Annotated in this window: 16 protein-coding genes; 1 reads left to right on the forward strand and 15 read right to left on the reverse strand. The window is 46.7% G+C overall.

Going from position 1 to position 17,384, the window contains the following annotated elements:
* Nucleotides 1-6: 6 nt before the first annotated feature.
* From rnc to ACWQAU_RS04820, 6 genes are all read right to left on the reverse strand, one after another.
* On the reverse strand, nucleotides 7-702 hold the full coding sequence (rnc, locus tag ACWQAU_RS04795; RefSeq protein WP_003640377.1) for a ribonuclease III: 696 nt from the start codon (nucleotides 700-702) through the stop codon (nucleotides 7-9).
* A gap of 416 nt (nucleotides 703-1,118) precedes the next feature.
* Nucleotides 1,119-1,364, reverse strand: coding sequence for an acyl carrier protein (gene acpP, locus ACWQAU_RS04800; RefSeq protein WP_003640376.1), 246 nt, complete (start codon nucleotides 1,362-1,364; stop codon nucleotides 1,119-1,121).
* A 38-nt stretch (nucleotides 1,365-1,402) separates the two neighbouring features.
* Nucleotides 1,403-2,449 (reverse strand): phosphate acyltransferase PlsX, encoded by a 1,047-nt coding sequence (gene plsX / locus ACWQAU_RS04805; protein WP_027821411.1) that lies wholly within the window; start codon nucleotides 2,447-2,449, stop codon nucleotides 1,403-1,405.
* A 41-nt stretch (nucleotides 2,450-2,490) separates the two neighbouring features.
* Nucleotides 2,491-4,530, reverse strand: a complete 2,040-nt coding sequence (gene recG, locus ACWQAU_RS04810; RefSeq protein ID WP_003645148.1) for an ATP-dependent DNA helicase RecG — start codon at nucleotides 4,528-4,530, stop codon at nucleotides 2,491-2,493.
* A gap of 142 nt (nucleotides 4,531-4,672) precedes the next feature.
* Nucleotides 4,673-6,379: a DAK2 domain-containing protein gene (locus ACWQAU_RS04815; RefSeq protein ID WP_003644321.1), complete on the reverse strand. Its 1,707-nt coding sequence runs from the start codon at nucleotides 6,377-6,379 to the stop codon at nucleotides 4,673-4,675.
* Nucleotides 6,380-6,415: 36 nt separating this feature from the next.
* Nucleotides 6,416-6,778 carry an Asp23/Gls24 family envelope stress response protein gene (locus ACWQAU_RS04820; protein ID WP_003638623.1) on the reverse strand — a complete coding sequence of 121 codons (363 nt, stop codon included), beginning with the start codon at nucleotides 6,776-6,778 and terminating at the stop codon, nucleotides 6,416-6,418.
* A gap of 235 nt (nucleotides 6,779-7,013) precedes the next feature.
* Between ACWQAU_RS04820 and rpmB the strand changes: the two genes are divergently transcribed.
* Entirely contained in the window at nucleotides 7,014-7,199 is a 186-nt protein-coding gene (gene rpmB / locus ACWQAU_RS04825) for a 50S ribosomal protein L28 (protein WP_003638622.1), read from the forward strand.
* 85 nt (nucleotides 7,200-7,284) lie between these two features.
* On the opposite strand, the gene ACWQAU_RS04830 is transcribed toward rpmB, so the two are convergent.
* From ACWQAU_RS04830 to priA, 9 genes are all read right to left on the reverse strand, one after another.
* Nucleotides 7,285-7,446, reverse strand: coding sequence for a hypothetical protein (locus ACWQAU_RS04830; RefSeq protein WP_162531550.1), 162 nt, complete (start codon nucleotides 7,444-7,446; stop codon nucleotides 7,285-7,287).
* 110 nt (nucleotides 7,447-7,556) lie between these two features.
* A complete protein-coding gene (locus ACWQAU_RS04835; RefSeq protein WP_003645150.1) occupies nucleotides 7,557-8,216 on the reverse strand; it encodes a thiamine diphosphokinase in 660 nt (219 codons plus the stop codon).
* A complete protein-coding gene (gene rpe, locus ACWQAU_RS04840; RefSeq protein WP_011101480.1) occupies nucleotides 8,216-8,869 on the reverse strand; it encodes a ribulose-phosphate 3-epimerase in 654 nt (217 codons plus the stop codon). Before rpe ends, ACWQAU_RS04835 begins: the two co-directional genes overlap by 1 nt.
* Before the next feature lie 9 nt (nucleotides 8,870-8,878).
* Complete coding sequence (gene rsgA / locus ACWQAU_RS04845) at nucleotides 8,879-9,775, reverse strand: ribosome small subunit-dependent GTPase A (RefSeq protein WP_003644320.1); 897 nt, start codon at nucleotides 9,773-9,775, stop codon at nucleotides 8,879-8,881.
* An 84-nt stretch (nucleotides 9,776-9,859) separates the two neighbouring features.
* Complete coding sequence (gene pknB, locus ACWQAU_RS04850; protein ID WP_103758594.1) at nucleotides 9,860-11,884, reverse strand: Stk1 family PASTA domain-containing Ser/Thr kinase; 2,025 nt, start codon at nucleotides 11,882-11,884, stop codon at nucleotides 9,860-9,862.
* A complete protein-coding gene (locus tag ACWQAU_RS04855) occupies nucleotides 11,881-12,627 on the reverse strand; it encodes a Stp1/IreP family PP2C-type Ser/Thr phosphatase (RefSeq protein ID WP_003640367.1) in 747 nt (248 codons plus the stop codon). Before ACWQAU_RS04855 ends, pknB begins: the two co-directional genes overlap by 4 nt.
* Nucleotides 12,628-12,644: 17 nt before the next feature.
* Nucleotides 12,645-13,988: a 16S rRNA (cytosine(967)-C(5))-methyltransferase RsmB gene (rsmB, locus tag ACWQAU_RS04860; RefSeq protein ID WP_003645153.1), complete on the reverse strand. Its 1,344-nt coding sequence runs from the start codon at nucleotides 13,986-13,988 to the stop codon at nucleotides 12,645-12,647.
* Nucleotides 13,985-14,938: a methionyl-tRNA formyltransferase gene (gene fmt, locus ACWQAU_RS04865; RefSeq protein ID WP_003644319.1), complete on the reverse strand. Its 954-nt coding sequence runs from the start codon at nucleotides 14,936-14,938 to the stop codon at nucleotides 13,985-13,987. The genes rsmB and fmt overlap by 4 nt, the downstream gene beginning before the upstream one ends.
* A gap of 23 nt (nucleotides 14,939-14,961) precedes the next feature.
* Nucleotides 14,962-17,379 (reverse strand): primosomal protein N', encoded by a 2,418-nt coding sequence (priA, locus tag ACWQAU_RS04870; protein WP_015825516.1) that lies wholly within the window; start codon nucleotides 17,377-17,379, stop codon nucleotides 14,962-14,964.
* Nucleotides 17,380-17,384 lie beyond the last annotated feature (5 nt).

Consider the following 17,384-nt stretch of genomic DNA (forward strand, 5'->3'; position numbering starts at 1 on the left):
TAATGGTTACTTTTGCTGTAATTGTGAATAAGCTTGCCGAGCAGCGCTCTGTTCGGCTTCCTTCTTGGAATGCCCCCAGCCCTCACCGATTTTTTGACCATCGGCAAGTACGGCAATCTCATAAGACCGCTCATTGGCTGGACCATCTTGTTCAATTAATTGATAGTCGATTGCGACATCGCCATCCCGTTGCAAGTATTCTTGCAAGGTCGTCTTATAATCAAAAACGCCATCAAAACGACCCTCATCCAGCTTAGGAAAAATTACTTGATGAACGAACTTCAAAACAGGTTCCCGTCCTTGATCCAGGTACAGTGCCCCGACAAATGATTCAAAAATATCACATAAAAGTGAATCTCGTTCCCAAGCATGCGCTTTTTGTTCGCCCTTGCCTAACCGGATGTACTGAGGAAAGTCGCATTCACGGGCAAAGCTTGCAAAACTTTCTTCACAAACCATGGCGGCCCGTAAACGAGTCAACTTACCTTGGGGCATGTCTTTATAACGTTTGTATAAATATTCGGACACCACTAACTCCAAGACGGCATCCCCCAAAAATTCGACCCGTTCGTAATACTTCAACTGTTGGTCCTGATGTTCATTGACATACGAGGCTTGTGTAAACGCCTCCGCCAATAAATCGGGATCGTTAAACACAATGCCAAACCGTTCCTTCAACATTGCAGCTAATTCTGTAATCATTTGAAACTTCCTTTCGTTATCATTCTATCGACTAACCCCATTGGATCAGCCAGTTATCACAATCTGTTACTGGTGGTGCCTAACTTAGCATGAATCATTATTTAAGGTGGTCATTCATCTGCCGTTCGAGTGCTTCCGACATGTATTCAGTGCTACTCTTACACGCAATGTTCAGTTTCACCCAGCCGTGGCAATCGACCGTGGATGATCAGAAGCCAACAATATAGAAACACAAGTTAAAAGTCCGCTTAAGTAAGGATTCATCTGATAATCAGTCAGTCAACAGGTCACACATTGCATATCATAACATTATACTATGATTTAGTGGTCAATAACAATGATATCGGTACTTTCGTAGTCAGACAAGCAAAAACAGGTAACCATGTTGGCTACCTGTTTTTGCTTGGTCAATTAACTTATTTTGCTTGGTGCGCTGCCACGTAATCGACGACTTCGCCGACCGTTGACAATTTTTCGGCATCTTCGTCTGAGATTTCGCTACCAAAGGTGTCTTCTAATTCCAGTACAAACTCAACAAAATCGATGGAATCAGCATCCAAATCGGTTTGCAAGTTCATTTCGTTGGTAATCGTTGCTTTATCAACTTCGAACCGATCAGCAATGATATCCGCAATTTTATCGAAAATTTCTTCTTTCGTCATGTAAAGATCCCTCACTAACTTGAATTCACTAAAGTATTCTAATCGTTTTCAGCAGGAATGTCTACACTTGCTTGCTGATTAGCTTGTTGATTAGCAAAATATTCCGCAACTCCTGGGACGATATCCGTACTGACCATCTGGCGAATTTGACGGATAGTATTCACGATTGTTGGCGCTTTGCTGGAACCGTGCGTCTTAACGACCGGCGCCTTCAATCCTAGTAAGACCGCGCCACCGTACTGAGAATAGTCCATTTGAGACCGGATTTCATTAAACCCATTTTTAAGCAATAGGCCGCCTAACTTGCCACTGATACCGGTGTTATAGACGGCATCTTTCACTAAACCGAGCATGGAACGCGCCGTACCTTCAATGCTCTTCAAAACGGCATTACCCGTAAAACCATCCGTTACGACGACATCAGCAACCCCGTTCAACAAGTCCCGGGATTCAACATTACCGACAAAATTGATACCGTCAGTCTGTGACAAGAGTTCAAACGCTGCCTTATGGACCTTATTTCCCTTGTCGTCTTCCGTCCCGTTGTTGAGTAAGGCAACCCGTGGATGCTTAGCTTGCATCATCCGTTCTGCATAGTACGTCCCTAACACACCGTATTGTTGCAAGTTCAGTGGCTTACTATCAGCATTAGCACCAATATCCATCATCACAAAGTTCGATTGGTTAGCATTGCGTACCACTGGCAATACCGTCACTAATCCCGGTCGGTCGATGCCCTTGATCCGGCCCACGATAAATAACCCGGCTGCCAGAACGGCCCCCGAATTACCGGCAGAAAAGAAGGCGTCCACCTGACCATCCTTCACGGCCTGAGCCGCCATTACGATTGATGAATGCTTCTTACGGCGAACGGCACGTACGGGTTCATCCTCCATCGTAATAACTTCATCAGCATTGATGATTTGAATCCGATCACGGTTCTTCAGTTGCGCGTTAATCACGTCGCGTTGACCATATAATAAAAAGACCGTATCCTCAAACAAATCACGAGCCTGCTCGACCCCCTCGATCACAGCGTTAGGGGCGTAATCGCCACCCATGGCATCAATCGCAATTTTAATCATTGTGTCACCATTCCTCTCATCACAGTACTGTATTTAGGTTATTAATCGAGCGTCCCCACCGCAGCCAACTTCTGGCTCAAATAGGCGGCTAGTGCCCGATTATCCGGTTGACTTTGCCAATCCGGTTGCTGCACGATTGCGTGGGCATCTTGCTGGGCAACTTGTAGCACGGTCAAATCCGCAATCGGATCACCCACTTTAAATTCCGGCATTCCCGATTGCTTGACCCCCAGCACATCACCGGCTCCTCGTAATTCTAAGTCTTTTTGTGCCAAAACAAAACCATTTGTTGTCTGCGTCATGATCTGCATCCGCTCAATCCCTTGCTGGTTCTTGGGATCAGCCACCAAAATACAGTATGAAGCCTTGGTCCCACGACCGACGCGTCCGCGTAATTGATGTAGTTGCGCCAAGCCAAAACGGTCAGCATCATAAATCATCATGATTGTGGCATTCTTGACGTCAACACCCACTTCAATCACGGTCGTGGAAACAAGTAACTGAATGTCTCCCGCCTTAAAAGCCGCCATGACCGCGTCTTTTTCCTCAGGTTTCATTCGACCGTGCAACAGTCCAACTTTAACACTCGCCCCAAAATACTCTTGTAAATTAGCTGACAGAGCCTCGGCGTTTTTAACATCCAGCGTCTCGGATTCCTCAATCAATGGTGTCACCACATAGGCTTGCGATCCATTGTCAATCTGTTGATGAACAAAGCTTAGCGCCGAATTAGCTTGGTTGCTCCGTACCCAAGTGGTTTGAATCGGTTGCCGACCAGCCGGTAATTCATCAATTTCAGAAACGTCCATTTCACCATACGCCGTAATCGCCAATGTCCTTGGAATTGGTGTTGCCGTCATGGCTAGTGCATCAGGTTGCCCGCCTTTTTGACGAAAGGCGGCCCGTTGGTTAACCCCAAAGCGATGTTGCTCATCGGTAATAACTAATCCCAAATTAGCATAAGTCACCCCGTCCTGGATCAGGGCGTGCGTGCCAATCAATAAGTTGATCTCACCAGCAGCCAGCGCTGCTAACAATGTCTTGCGGGCAGCTGGCTTGGTCGCACCCGTTAACAGTGCGACGTTGACATCCGTGTCGGCAAAGACCTGGGCCAAGTTATTTGCGTGTTGTTCAGCCAAAATTTCGGTTGGCGCCATCAACGCGGCCTGATAACCAGCGGTAATCGCCGCATACATGACAATGGCAGCCACAATCGTTTTCCCGGACCCCACGTCACCTTGAAGCAACCGATTCATATGCTTCGGTGACTTCAAATCCAAACAAATTTCATTGACGACACGTTTTTGGGCGTGGGTCAATTCAAATGGCAGTGTTTTAATAAACGCCTTTAGTCGGTCATTGTCATAAGCGATCGCAATACCGTTCGTCGTCGCGTCCGTTTGCTTCAGAACTTGCATTTGCATTTGAAACAACAAGAACTCCTCGTAGGTCGCTGAGCGTCGAGCGGCCGTTGAATCGGCTTGACTAGCTGGGAAGTGCATATCATGAATCATTTGGCGCCGCGGTAACAGTCGGTATTTAGCACGTAAGTTAGCAGGCACAATGTCCGTAATGACCGGGGCATATAACTCATATGCTTGTTTGATCATCTTCTGAATCGTCCCTTGCTTGACCGTCTTGCTGGCCGGATAAATCGAACCAAACGCTGAATCCGCATTATTGGGATTGATGATCTTCATTCCCGTCAAGCTACTGCGCGTGGCGTCCCACTTGCCATAAACGGCTAAATCTTGGCCAGTCTCAATCTGTTTCATCAAGTATGGTTGATTAAAAAAAGTCACCATATAGACGTCATGGTCGATTAATAAGCGAAAATTCAGACGATTCTTCTTACGGCCAAACCGTGCTAGCACAGGTTCAGAAGCCACGGTACCCTTTAGTGTCACCTTTTCTTGATCGGCGATTTCATTGACGTCTTTGACCTGTAGATCTTCATAGCGAAAGGGATAATAGGTCAATAGATCTGCAATCGTATTAATCCCAAGCTCCGCTAAACCTTTTTGGCGGGCTGGGCCGACACCACTTAAAGTTGCAACCGCGTCACTCAACTGTTGTCCCATGCCTGACCACCGCCCTTTCTAAAATAATTGCCTTTACCAATATTAATTATACCAAAAAAACGTTTCAATCCCGTGGGAAGTATCCGTCCGTACAAAAACAGGCCCCAGCATCACTGCTAAGCCCTATTTTTAACGGTTAGTCCTATTCAACTGACACAAGGAATGGGTAAACTGGTTGGTCACCCTCATGAATTTCAATTTCTAATTCATCATCCAACTCTTGCACCTTAGCTGCCAAATGATCAGCGTCAGTTTTAGTTGCATCCTTGCCGTAAATAATCGTTACGAGTTCGCTATCTTCGTCGAGCATGGCTTTGACCATATCCAAAGCAGCGGTATCGCGATCTGGATTCGTAATTACGATTTTGCCATCAACTAAGCCCATGTAATCATCTTTCTTGATTTCAAGGCCATCAATCGTCGTGTCGCGAACAGCATGTGTGACTTGACCACTAACAACCGTACTCAAGGTTTCTTCCATCGCGGCCTGATTATCGTCTAAATCAGCTTCAGCATTGAATGCCAACATTGCAGTCATGCCTTGCGAAATCGTCTGACTGTGGATAATTTTAACTGGGACATCGGCAACTTCCGCAGCTTGTTCAGCTGCCAAAAAGATGTTTTTGTTGTTTGGCAATACTAATGCTTGTTGGGCACCACTGTCATTAACAGCTTTGACGATATCCGCGGTACTTGGATTCATTGTTTGACCACCAGCAATGATGTCGGTGACACCCAAGCCCTTAAATAGCTTGCCGATCCCATCACCCGATGACACAGAGATGATCGCATAACCATGCATGTCAACTTGTGGTTGTGAAGGTAAGGCGGGCTCAGCAGCGGCTTGCGCTTCGTCTTCCTTATCATGTTCCATGATGGTTTCTTGTTGTAGACGCATATTATCAACTTTAACTTTGATCAACGCCCCAAAACGTTGGCCCCACGTCATGACATCGCCAGGATGTTCCGTATGAACGTGCACCTTAACGATTTCATCGTCGTTGATGACAAGTAATGAATCGCCCAATTTTGCTAAGTACTCATAGAAAGTGTCATAGTCGAACTTGTGATCAACTAACTTACCATCGCCGATTCGCACCATAATTTCGGTACAGTAGCCATACTTGATATCATTCGGGTCTAATTGCCCCTGCACACTTTGATGGTGGGCAGCATCAATCATCGAATCCATTTCAGCATCGTCCGGAACATAGTCCTGTGATTCGTCGACCTTGCCGCTTAATGAGTCACTAAAGGCTTCCAGCACGAAGGTCAGCCCCTGACCACCGGAATCAACAACCCCAACTTGTTTTAAAACGGGTAACAAGTCCGGCGTGGACTTCAATGCAGCTTCAGCAGCCGTAACGACGGCATCCATAACTTCACAAATATCATCGGTCGTTTTAACAGCTTCCTTACCGGCACCAGCAGCTTTGCGGATGACAGTGAGGATAGTTCCTTCAGTCGGCTTCATAACGGCCTTGTAGGCGGTCTGAGCACCGGCTGCGAGGGCGGCTGCTAAATCGTTAGCGGTTAAGCTCTCCTTATCCGCTACGGCTTTAGAAAAGCCCCGAAAAATTTGTGATAGAATCACACCAGAATTACCACGGGCCCCCATCAAGAGTCCCTTGGCTAAGGCTGACGCTAGGTCGCCTACTTTTGTACTGGTTTCTTCACGTTCATATTTGGCACCGCTGGCCATCGATAAGCTCATATTAGTCCCGGTATCACCATCTGGTACCGGAAAGACGTTCAAAGAATTAATAAATTCAGCACGTTGGTTCAGCTTTTGTGAAGCAGCCTGCACCATTTTGCCAAATTCAAGATTAGTAATCGTGGTGATTTTCAATTTCAAAATTCCTCCTTGGCTTCCACCAACATCAATTTAGTCGTTCATTACCCGGACACCTTGGACAATGACGTTGACCGAATTGGCCGTAACGCCAAGCATGTTTTGTAAGTTATATTTGACCTTGGCTTGGACATTGCGTGAGACTTCTGAAATTTTGGTCCCATAACTGACGATAATGTTGACATCAATAGCCACCCCATTATCCTCTTGGCGAACAACCACACCGCGCGCATAGTTTTCGCGGCGTAAAATTTCATTAACATTATCACGAATCTGGTTCCGACTCGCCATACCGACAACCCCGTAGTTATCCGTTGCGGCGCCACCGACGACCGTCGCGATAACATCATTATCAATATCAATGGTTCCAAATTGCGTTTTGATTTTGACAGCCATGAAAATAGCCTCCTTGTTTTAACGCGTTCATTTACGATAGTTTATCATAGCACAACCACTCTTGAAAGAAAAATTAAGCGACTGCTTAACAGAAGCCCGGAAACTGGGAATTTAGCAGTAAAGTAAAATTACTTGATAGAAATGTATTGCAACCTTTATTAATCTATGATAAATTATTCTAGTGAATGATAAAGACGACCTTTTATCAATGAATTACCGAAGGAGGCAGATCAACATGGCAAAAGACTACGTTACAGGCAAACGGACGCACTTTGGTAACACGCGTTCTCACGCTTTAAACCACAGCCGCCGCAGCTGGAAAGCTAACTTGCAAAAAGTTCGCATTTTAGTTGATGGTAAACCAAAGAAGGTTTGGGTTTCAGCTCGGACTTTGAAATCAGGTAAAGTTACGCGCGTTTAGCGCAGCAAATCGCCAGCACATTTTTTTGTGGCTGGCGTTTTTTGTTGTCTAAAATTACTAATTTCTCGTCAACTTTTTATAAAGTTTATAATTCAGCCTTGACCAGCCCATTATGATGACCTGAATCATTGAGGGTGCTTGCCGTACCATCGTCGGAAACAACCAGCTGGGTCTGACCAAAAAGTTCTGCTTCAACATAAGCTTTCCGGTTAGGTCTACTAACGACCACCGACCTAAACATCAGCACGTTTCACCAACAAGCTCCCCGATGATACGTCGTTACTGCATATTAAAAGACCGGTTGATGAGTTTATGACTCACCGACCGGTCTTATTTTAGCTGAAACCTTGGGGTACCCTACGCATCTGCCATGCTGTCATCACGACTTTGAATAACAGCTAGAACCCCCGCATCAAAGCTAAAGTGACCAGTATTGCCACTGAATTCGTTACTGGCCCATGAAATCGGGTACGCATTATAAGCAGCGTCCAACTGATACTTTTCATCGGGTAACGTGAGATGCATCGGCATCAGCGGTACAAACGCCAAATAGCGTTTATCCGCTTCCTTCGTGATCTGGTAGTCCCCTGGTAGAAAGAACCGAACCGAATTTTGCTTATCAATCAGTTTGATCTGCGGAGCCCACTGACGAAATACCGGATCAAGTACTAACCACATATTGGCCAGTAAATGGTCTAACCGACCACCCGTGGCACCATATAGATGCACTTCATCCGGTTGCAACTGCTCGAAAATGGATTTAATCGCCAATTGTGTATCCGTATGGTCTTGGTCGGGTTTGACAACGATAGCGCCCACCAACGCATCTTTGACAGTCTGGAGTTCAGCCGCATCAATTGAATCAAAATCACCTACGACCATCACGGGCTGGATACCACGTTTCACCAAACGCAACGCGCCACGGTCAGCGCCGACCCATGGTCCTGGAATCGTCGTTAAATCTGCTGGATAATTAGCGGTCGGTCCGCCAACCAGTAAGTTTACGATGGTTGCCATTAATTGGTCGCCACCTTCAAATCTTGAATACGTTGTGCAGGGTCCGCACTGTCATAGACATACGAACCAGCAACAGCGACCGTAGCACCAGCGTCATAGCACGCCTTGACGGTCTGGTCGTTGATTCCACCATCAACTTCAATCTCAAATCGATAACCGTGTTGTTGCTTCAATTCGTTCAACGCCGCAATTTTAGCAACCATTTGGTCCAGAAAATGTTGACCACCAAAACCAGGATTGACGGTCATAATCAAAACTTGATCCACTAGTGGCAATAATTCACTAATCATGCTGAGTGGTGTTCCGGGGTTCACGACCACTTCGGCTTTCACACCAGCATCTTTGATTAATTGTAAGGCGTGATAAATGTGACGGGTACTTTCAACGTGCACACCAATCAAATCTGCACCGGCCTTTGCAAACTGCCCAACAAACCGCTCTGGGTCCATAATCATTAAATGACAATCTAACATTAATGACGTTACTGGCCGTAAATCCGCCACAGTACTCATTCCGAATGACAAGTTGGGGACAAACTGACCATCCATCACGTCAATATGCAACGCATCGGCACCGGCATTTTCAGCCATCTGAACGTCACGTTGAAGGTTCGCAAAATCTGCACTTAAAATTGAAGGGGCAACTTTAATCATTAGTCTCACTCACTTTTTCTTATTATAGATTACTTTTTTATTTTTAATGGTTTCATAGAATTGTAAATAATTATCATAGCGACTCGCTAACAGCTCCCCAGCTGCCAATGCCTGTTTAACCGCACATTGCGGTTCGTTAATATGCACACAGCCTCGGTATTTGCAATCAGCGCTAAGTCGCACAAACTCTGGAAAATAATGGGTCAACTCGTTAGCGGCAATATCGAAAACTTCATAGGATGAGAAACCCGGCGTATCAGCGACCAACCCATCCGCAATCGGGATCAAGCTGACTTTACGGGTCGTATGTTTCCCACGATTCAGCGCCTGCGAGATTTCACCAGTCGCTAACGCCAGCCCTGGTTGTAAATGATTTAGCAGTGTTGACTTACCAGCACCAGTTTGGCCCATGACAACCGCCACATGACCAGCCAGAGCCGTTTTAACTGCGGCTAAGGCAGCTGGTGAAAATGCGGTTCGTTCGCAGATGACCTGGTAACCAATCTGCCGATAAGCGTCCGCTAATGTTAATCGTTGTTGGTACACCTCATCGGTTAGTAAATCAGTCTTCGCAAAGTAGAGTAAAGGTTCAATACCTGCCACTGCCAAAGCTACCAGTTGTCGATCCAATAAATTCGTTGAAAATTCTTGTTCCGTTGTAGCGGTTACCACGATACCTAAATCAACATTAGCCACTGGCGGCCGTACCAACTGGGTCTGTCGATCAAGAATATTTAACACGTAGCCCTCTTGTGGGGTCGCCGCATCAAACTCCACATTGTCGCCGACAAGTGGCGTAATCCGCCGCTTCCGGAAATTCCCGCGTGCACGGGTCCGATACATTTGGCCATCAGCATAAACGTCATAAAAGCCGCTTAGCGATTGCCGAATTTGTCCAATTTTCAAATTAGCACCACCTTTTATATTATTTGGTACGGTCCACTTTTCTCTATTGTACCAAAAAAGTCATGCATTGCGCATGACTTATCTTTATTTTGTTGCATTTTTGCTTGTAATATTCTTCTTTTCCATGATCGTAACCCCGTTACGCACGATTCGGTAATGCCCCTTCGTATTACCGGTCAGCTGAAACGGTAAACTAATCTTAGTCGACCGCATGATTGCAATATCGCGATAAACGGTCTCAATCATATGGGTATCATCATACAAATAAATCTTAACATCGTTGGCCTGGGCAGTGGTGGCCGATAACGCTTTGTATGGCACCGTTAGTTTAACATAAAAATTCTGTGGTGTCGTCACGTTATTATCACTGCCCCTTGACATGGTCACCGTAATAGTCGACCCAGTCCGGACATTGCCACCGCCATCTGGATCTTGATCATAGGAATAACCTGCCCTCTGTTCCGAAGAGTAGCCCTGCTTAAAGTTAACATTAAGATCATTTGCCTCAGCATAGTCCAGAATATCGCTCTTGCTCTCACCAGTTAAATCTTTTAGCTCGGCGTAGCGGCTACCAGCGCTGACCGTAAACGTCACCGTCGTATCTGTCGGCATCACGCGACTACCAGCGACAACATCCTGACTGATGATTTGTCCTGCTGCAACCGACGACGTACTGTAAGTTTCCTTAACTTTGAACCCCGCCGATTTAAGCGTCTGTCGAACATCATGGTAATTATCATTGACATAATTACCAAAGCTCATAACCTTGGCACCGTTGCTGATAACCAAATTAATGCGAGCACGTTCTTGGACCCGCGTCTTAACACTGGGCGTTGATTTGATCACCTGATTTTTGGCTACCTGATTACTTTTAGCATGTTGAACAGTTCCGACCGTGAGATGGTGTTTTTTGAGGACCTTAGTTGCGGCACGCTGACTTAAGCCCGTTACTTTCGGCACCGTCGTCATCTGTGGCCGACTTAATTCCAAACCGACGATCACGGCCACGACTAATAACAAAATAATACCGCCCCAAAAGAGGAGCCGACGCCGCAACGGATGTCGTTTGGACCAAGAACGTGTTGGTAACGGTTCTTCATCAGCATCTGTCTGACTCTCAGTCGTTTCAGCCGGGCGCTGGAGTGTTGGTTGCTTGCTTTTATGCGCCACGACCTGGGTCTTACCGTCTTGATTGGCCGCAATTGCTGCTTGAATATCCGCACTGGGCATGATCTTAGTCTCATCATTACCGACATCTTGCGGTACAAAGCGCTTTTCGCCCGCACGGCTACTAGCAAGCACCGTCAATAAGTCAGCGGCCATGTCCTCGACCGTAGCATAACGTTCCCGTGGATCTTTCGTTGTCGCCTGCAAGACGACGTTTTCAAGTGCCTGCGGAATATCCGCATCAAACTCTCGCACGGATGGCATTGCATTTTGAAAATGCTTTAACGCAATGGAAACTGCCGTCTCACCCTTGAAAGGAACTGAGCCTGTTAACATCTCATATAAAATAATCCCTAACGAATAGATATCCGATTGTTTTGTCGCCATGCTACCGCGGGCCTGTTCCGGTGACAAATAATGGACCGAACCTAAAATCGTGTTAGTCTGCGTCATGGTATGTTCAGATAACGCAACTGCAATACCGAAATCAGTGATTTTAGCATTGCCCTGCTCATCAATTAAAATATTTTGTGGTTTTAAATCCCGATGAATAATATTATGCGCGTGGGCCGTTGCCACGGCACTTAATATCTGCTCCATGATGTCGATTACTTGCTGTAACGGTAACGGAAAGTTCTCTTTAATATAATTTTTAAGATCCATCCCTTTGACGTATTCCATGACCAAGTATTGCATGCCATTTTCTTCGCCAATATCGTACAAACTGACAATGTGGGGGTGAACAAGTTCCGTCGTTGCCAGTGCCTCACGTTGGAATCGCTTGATGGTCTTAGGATCATCACGTAAGTCTAACCGGAGCAGTTTGACCGCAACATCACGATCTAATATTAAGTCATGTGCCAAGTAAACGTTGGCCATCCCACCTTCACCTAAGGACCGAACGATCCGATATCGTCCGCTAAGGGTATAGTTGGGTGTCATTTACTGGCCACCTCACCATCAAGCGCCATCAGCAGCGCCGTAATGTTGTCCTTACCACCAGCTGCATTGGCTAATTTGATCAACGTCTCACACTTCTGGGTCGAAGTCTGCGTCGTTGCCAAAACCGTCGCAAGCTGTTGGTCAGTCACCATATTCGTCAGCCCATCTGAACATAATAACAATTGGTCCCCAGGTTGTATCTGGTAAAGGTTTGTATCGATATCCGCATCTGGTGAGATTCCTAGTGTCCGCGTAATAATATTTTTCTGCGGATGTTGTCGGGCCTGTTCGGCTGAAATCTCTCCTCGCTTGACCAACTCATTGACTAAAGAATGATCCTCCGTCAGTTGGTGGAGTTGCCCATCGCGAAAAAGATAGCCCCGACTATCACCAATGTTAGCCATCAAAAACTTTTGATCAAAAAGCAAAGCAGCGACCATTGTCGTACCCATGCCGTTTAGATCTGAAAATTCACGGGCTTTTTCAATAATATGCTGATTTTCATCTTGAACTTCACTTGCTAGCCACTTGACGGCATCATTGGGTTCCTTGAATGTTGTATTTTCAAACCGAAAACCCATGTGCGAGACTGCCATCTCGGAAGCGACATCGCCCCCCTGGTGGCCACCAATACCGTCCGCAACAATTGCAAAATTGATGCCCGCTTTATTTTGAAAAAAGCCGACATAGTCCTCATTTTCTTCACGTTGTTGGCCAATATCCGACCGGTATGCAAAATCCATTGTTTACCACTCCACCATTATTTTTTTCGCAAACAAGCAATGAAAAAGCCGTCGGATAAATAATCATCGGGATAAATCGACAAAGTCTTTTCCGTTCGATCAGTTTTCAAGTCTCGTTCAGTTGGCGTTGTTTGCAACTCAAAATCTGGGTGATCCGCTAAGAATTTGGTAATCACATCCTGATTTTCCTGTTGCAAAATCGTGCACGTACTATACGTCATGATACCACCTTTTTTCAAGGTTGGGGCGACTGCTGTCAAAATTGCCAGTTGAATTCGTTGCAAGTTCAAACTATCCTGCAACTGTTTCTCATAGCGAATCTCAGGCTTCCGGCGCATCAATCCCAGTCCCGAACACGGAGCATCGACTAAAATTCGATCAAAACTTTCAGCATTAAACTGCGTCTCAACTTTACGAGCATCGAGTTCGGTGGCTTCAACGCGATCAGCAACGTGCATGCGCGCCGCATTTTGGCCGATCAGTTTCACTTTATTAGCATGAATATCAAGGGCAACGACTGTGCCACCCTGCTCAGCATCTAAACTAGCCGCAATCTGGGTCGTCTTGCCCCCGGGGGCCGCACAAGCATCCAAGACTCGATCACTCGGCTGCAGATTGAGTGCTGGCACAACTAATTGTGCACTTTCATCTTGAACTGTAAACATGCCATACCGCATCGCTTCAGTATTAATAGCCTGACCATCCGTTGCAATCAGCCCTAACGGTGAGATTTCACTCGGCGTAATTGTCAAACCATCATTAATCAGCACCGTTGTCACATCTTCAACCGTCGACAGGGCCGGGTTGACACGTAAGGCTTGCTTAGCTGGTTGGTTCAATGATGATAAGATTCGCTCCATCTTTTCAGCACCTAATTGACGCCGCAATTCTTGAATCAACCATATTGGCATGCTATAAGTCACACTCAACCGTTCATCAGGATCCTTAATCGCATCAAAACTCGGTAATCCTGAGCGATCCATTTGATGTAAGACGCCGGTTACAAACCGCCGAATGCCAGGGTGACCTTTGACCTTAGCAATTTCAATCGTTTCGTTGAAAACGGCCCGTTGTGGAATCTTATCCAGATACTGCCATTGATACAATGCGCTCAATAAGAGTTCCCGTACCCAAGGGTCAATCTGGTGCGGATGTCGAACAAACGGGGTCAACCAGTATTCGAGAGTCAACCGATGTTGAATGACACCGTAAACCATATTTGTCAGCAGATTAATGTCACGCCGATCCATCTGATGATCATTGATTAACTGGTTTAATTGCAAATTTGAATATGCACCGTTCTTAATCTTCGCTAAGGCGGCGACCGCTAACCAGCGGGGGGTATTACCAACTGTACTCATTTATTAATAACCTGCTCTCCGGTAGCGAACTTATCTGCCGCCCCATTTAAATAGTCTGTAATTGTCATCTTCGGTTTACCAGCTGGCTGCAACTGATTGATTGCAATCGCTGTGTGGTCAGCAGCTGCAATCACAAGCTCATGTTTCGTCTTGCGAACCACTTGTCCAGGAGCTTGCGTGACCACTTCGTCAGCTAAGGGGGTCACATCCCAGAACTTCGTGCGCTTTCCATCCAAGACCGCATAGGCGATTGGTGCTGGCCGCATGCCCCGAACTTGATTATCAATTTCAACGGCCGTTTTTGTAAAGAAGTCTAAAACCTCTTGTTCTGGCCGAATGTTCGGTGCAAAGGTCACTTGGGATTCATCCTGTGGCACCGCCGTAATTTCGCCAGCAATCAACTTGGGCAACGTTTCCAGTAACAAGTCGCGACCAACTAAGCTCAACTTATCAAACATCGTCCCGGTGTCATCGTTTTTTTCAATTGGAATCGCACGCTGCGCCAGCATATCGCCCGCATCCATCTTTTTAACCATGTAAATGATAGTAATTCCAGTTTCAGACTCACCGTTGATAATTGAATATTGAACAGGCGCGCCACCACGATACTTAGGCAACAACGAGCCATGGACATTAACGGCACCAATTTTGGCAGCTTTCAACAATTTTGTTGGTAAAAACTGTCCAAAGGCGGCCGTCACAATTAAATCGGGCTGCAAGTCAATAATCTGTTGCATTTCAGGACTACCACTAATCTTTTCCGGTTGGAAGACGGGAATATCATGGGCAACCGCGACTTCTTTGACTGGCGAAGCTGTTAAGACGTGTTTGCGACCAACTTTTCGGTCTGGCTGGGTCACAACGCCTAGTACCTGGTATTGTTCTTTAATTAAACTTTCGAGAATCGGTGCCGCAAACGCGGGCGTTCCCATAAAAACGATTGATGTCATTGTCAAACTTCCTCCTAATCCCATTACATGAAATGTAAGGGTTCCACGTCAATTCCAATCTGTAGCCCTTGTCGTTGTTGCGCCTGCGTCTCATGCAGTAGCGTTGTCAGCGTCTGAGCTAAATTGGGTTCTTGTTTATATTTAATCACGATTTGATAATAATAACGGCGATTGACTCGTGCGATCGGCTTGGGCGTTGGGCCTAATAGAATCGTTGACGGTGCCAACCGCGGGCGTAACCATTGCAGTAACTGATACATGCGCTTGGCTGCTACCCCTTCATCTAAGTCACTCGCTGTAATTTGAACCGTAAAATAGTACGGCGGATAGCCACCCCGGTGCCGCATCTGCATCTCATACTTGAAAAAGCCTTCGTAATCGTGGTGTTGTGCAAACCGAATCGCATAATGATCCGGATTAAATGTCTGAATATACACGTGACCACTCTTTTCCGCCCGTCCAGCTCGACCACTCACCTGGGTTAATAGTTGGAAGGTCCGTTCACTGGCGCGAAAATCCGGCAATCCTAGGGCCGTATCGGCATTCAAGACACCGACCAAGGTCACATTAGGAAAATCCAGTCCCTTCGCAATCATCTGGGTACCAATCAAAATATCAGCTTCACCACTCCCAAACTGTGCTAAAAGCTTGGCATGGGCGCCCTTTTTACGGGTCGTATCATTGTCCATCCGAATAATGTTAGCGTCCGGAAGCAAGTCTTGCAATTCTTCTTCGACTTTTTCAGTTCCCGTCCCATAATAACGGATCTGACGACTATGACAGTTCGGACAATTCCGCGGAATGGCTTCTTCGTGACCGCAGTAATGGCACTTCATCGTGTGCGTATCCATGTGTAGCGTGAGTGAAATATCACAATTAGGACACTTCAAGACAAAACCACAATCTCGGCACAACACAAACGATGAATAGCCCCGCCGATTGAGCATTAGAACACTCTGCTCATGACGTTCAAGCCGATCCTGCAAGGCAACTAACAGTGGTGCTGAGAAATTGCTTTCAGCGTGTTGTTGCATTTCCTTTTTCATATCAATAATTGAAACCTTAGGAAGGGGCCGTTGATTGACCCGATCCGCAAGCAGTAAGCGCTGATAAACGCCCTTTTCTGCGCGGGCGCGCGTTTCTAACGATGGGGTCGCCGAGCCCAGTACGACTGGACAGTTATGATAACGACTACGCCATAAAGCCACTTGCCGAGCATGATAACGCGGGGCATCATCCTGCTTATACGTGCTCTCATGTTCTTCATCCATCACGATTAAGCCAAGATTTTTTAGCGGGGCAAACACCGCTGAGCGTGCGCCAACCACCACCTGAGCCTCACCTCGTTGGATTCGCCGCCACTCATCATACTTCTCACCACTGGACAATCCACTGTGCAAAACGGCAACAGCTTTACCAAAGCGCCCCTTCACGCGTTGAACCATTTGGGGTGTCAGTGAAATCTCCGGCACTAACATCAACGCCGTTTTTCCTTGTGCCAATGCGGCCGCCATCGATTGCAAGTACACCTCAGTCTTACCGCTCCCCGTCACACCCTCTAACAAGAACGTGGTGGTTGCGGCTTGGTCAACAGCTTGCGTAATCTGATCGACGGCCACTTGCTGTTCATCATTCAATTGTAATGCCTTGGTAGTCTTAATATCACTAGTTGCGTAGGGATCACGATAAACCTCGACGGCCACTTTTTTAAGCCAGCCTTTCTGTACTGCTGTACGAATGGCACCGTCCGTGACATCAAAACGAGTACAAAACACCTTTTGAGAGAGCTGTTCACCATTTAAAGTGAGCAACCCCTGGAGCACTGCCAATTGTTGTGTAGCCCCGGCGCGTACCTGGCCCACTGCAGCCTTTAGCGCTTCGTTAGTTAAGGCCGCTTTCACCGCCGTTTGCGTTTTACGCCGTGCTTGATTTTTAACTTGGTAGTACACATCGACTTGCCCAGCCGCCTGCAGCCGTAATAACTGGCTGACGATTGCCGGCGTCGTGGCGACGTCATCAAACGGCACCATCGATTGGTCCCCAAACAGCGTCGTTCGAATCGTCGCAGGCGTTGTTGCTGTTGTTCGCAACTGTTTTTCATACTTTGCACGCATGACCGCCGGCAGCATGGTCTGTGCACAGGTAATCTGAAATGAAAACGTGCTGGCAGCCAACCACTTGGTCAGTGCTAGGGCTTCAGTATTCAGAACCGGTGCTAGGTCAACGACCGCGTCGATTGGTTTCAGCTCACCATCAAAGTTAGTAACGTCATCAAGAGCTAACACAAACCCCTGCACCCGCCGTTTACCACGGCCGAACGGCACCACGACGCGCATGCCGGGTTGCACTTGTGATTGCCAGGCGGTTGGAATTCGATAACTATAAGGTCGATTTGTCTGCATAGTGGGCACATCGACTAATACTTGGGCAATTTGTGCCACACAAC

It is taken from the genome of Lactiplantibacillus sp. 3062 (assembly GCF_055413545.1).

Excerpts from the sequence above, each read along its gene's own strand:
- rnc (WP_003640377.1), bottom strand. The coding sequence starts at position 702 with ATGATTACAGAATTAGCTGCAATGTTGAAGGAACGGTTTGGCATTGTG.
- acpP (WP_003640376.1), bottom strand. The coding sequence starts at position 1,364 with ATGACGAAAGAAGAAATTTTCGATAAAATTGCGGATATCATTGCTGAT.
- plsX (WP_027821411.1), bottom strand. The coding sequence starts at position 2,449 with ATGATTAAAATTGCGATTGATGCCATGGGTGGCGATTACGCCCCTAAC.
- recG (WP_003645148.1), bottom strand. The coding sequence starts at position 4,530 with ATGGGACAACAGTTGAGTGACGCGGTTGCAACTTTAAGTGGTGTCGGC.
- ACWQAU_RS04820 (WP_003638623.1), bottom strand. The coding sequence starts at position 6,778 with ATGGCTGTCAAAATCAAAACGCAATTTGGAACCATTGATATTGATAAT.
- rpmB (WP_003638622.1), top strand. The coding sequence starts at position 7,014 with ATGGCAAAAGACTACGTTACAGGCAAACGGACGCACTTTGGTAACACG.
- ACWQAU_RS04835 (WP_003645150.1), bottom strand. The coding sequence starts at position 8,216 with ATGGCAACCATCGTAAACTTACTGGTTGGCGGACCGACCGCTAATTAT.
- rpe (WP_011101480.1), bottom strand. The coding sequence starts at position 8,869 with ATGATTAAAGTTGCCCCTTCAATTTTAAGTGCAGATTTTGCGAACCTT.
- pknB (WP_103758594.1), bottom strand. The coding sequence starts at position 11,884 with ATGACACCCAACTATACCCTTAGCGGACGATATCGGATCGTTCGGTCC.
- ACWQAU_RS04855 (WP_003640367.1), bottom strand. The coding sequence starts at position 12,627 with ATGGATTTTGCATACCGGTCGGATATTGGCCAACAACGTGAAGAAAAT.
- rsmB (WP_003645153.1), bottom strand. The coding sequence starts at position 13,988 with ATGAGTACAGTTGGTAATACCCCCCGCTGGTTAGCGGTCGCCGCCTTA.
- fmt (WP_003644319.1), bottom strand. The coding sequence starts at position 14,938 with ATGACATCAATCGTTTTTATGGGAACGCCCGCGTTTGCGGCACCGATT.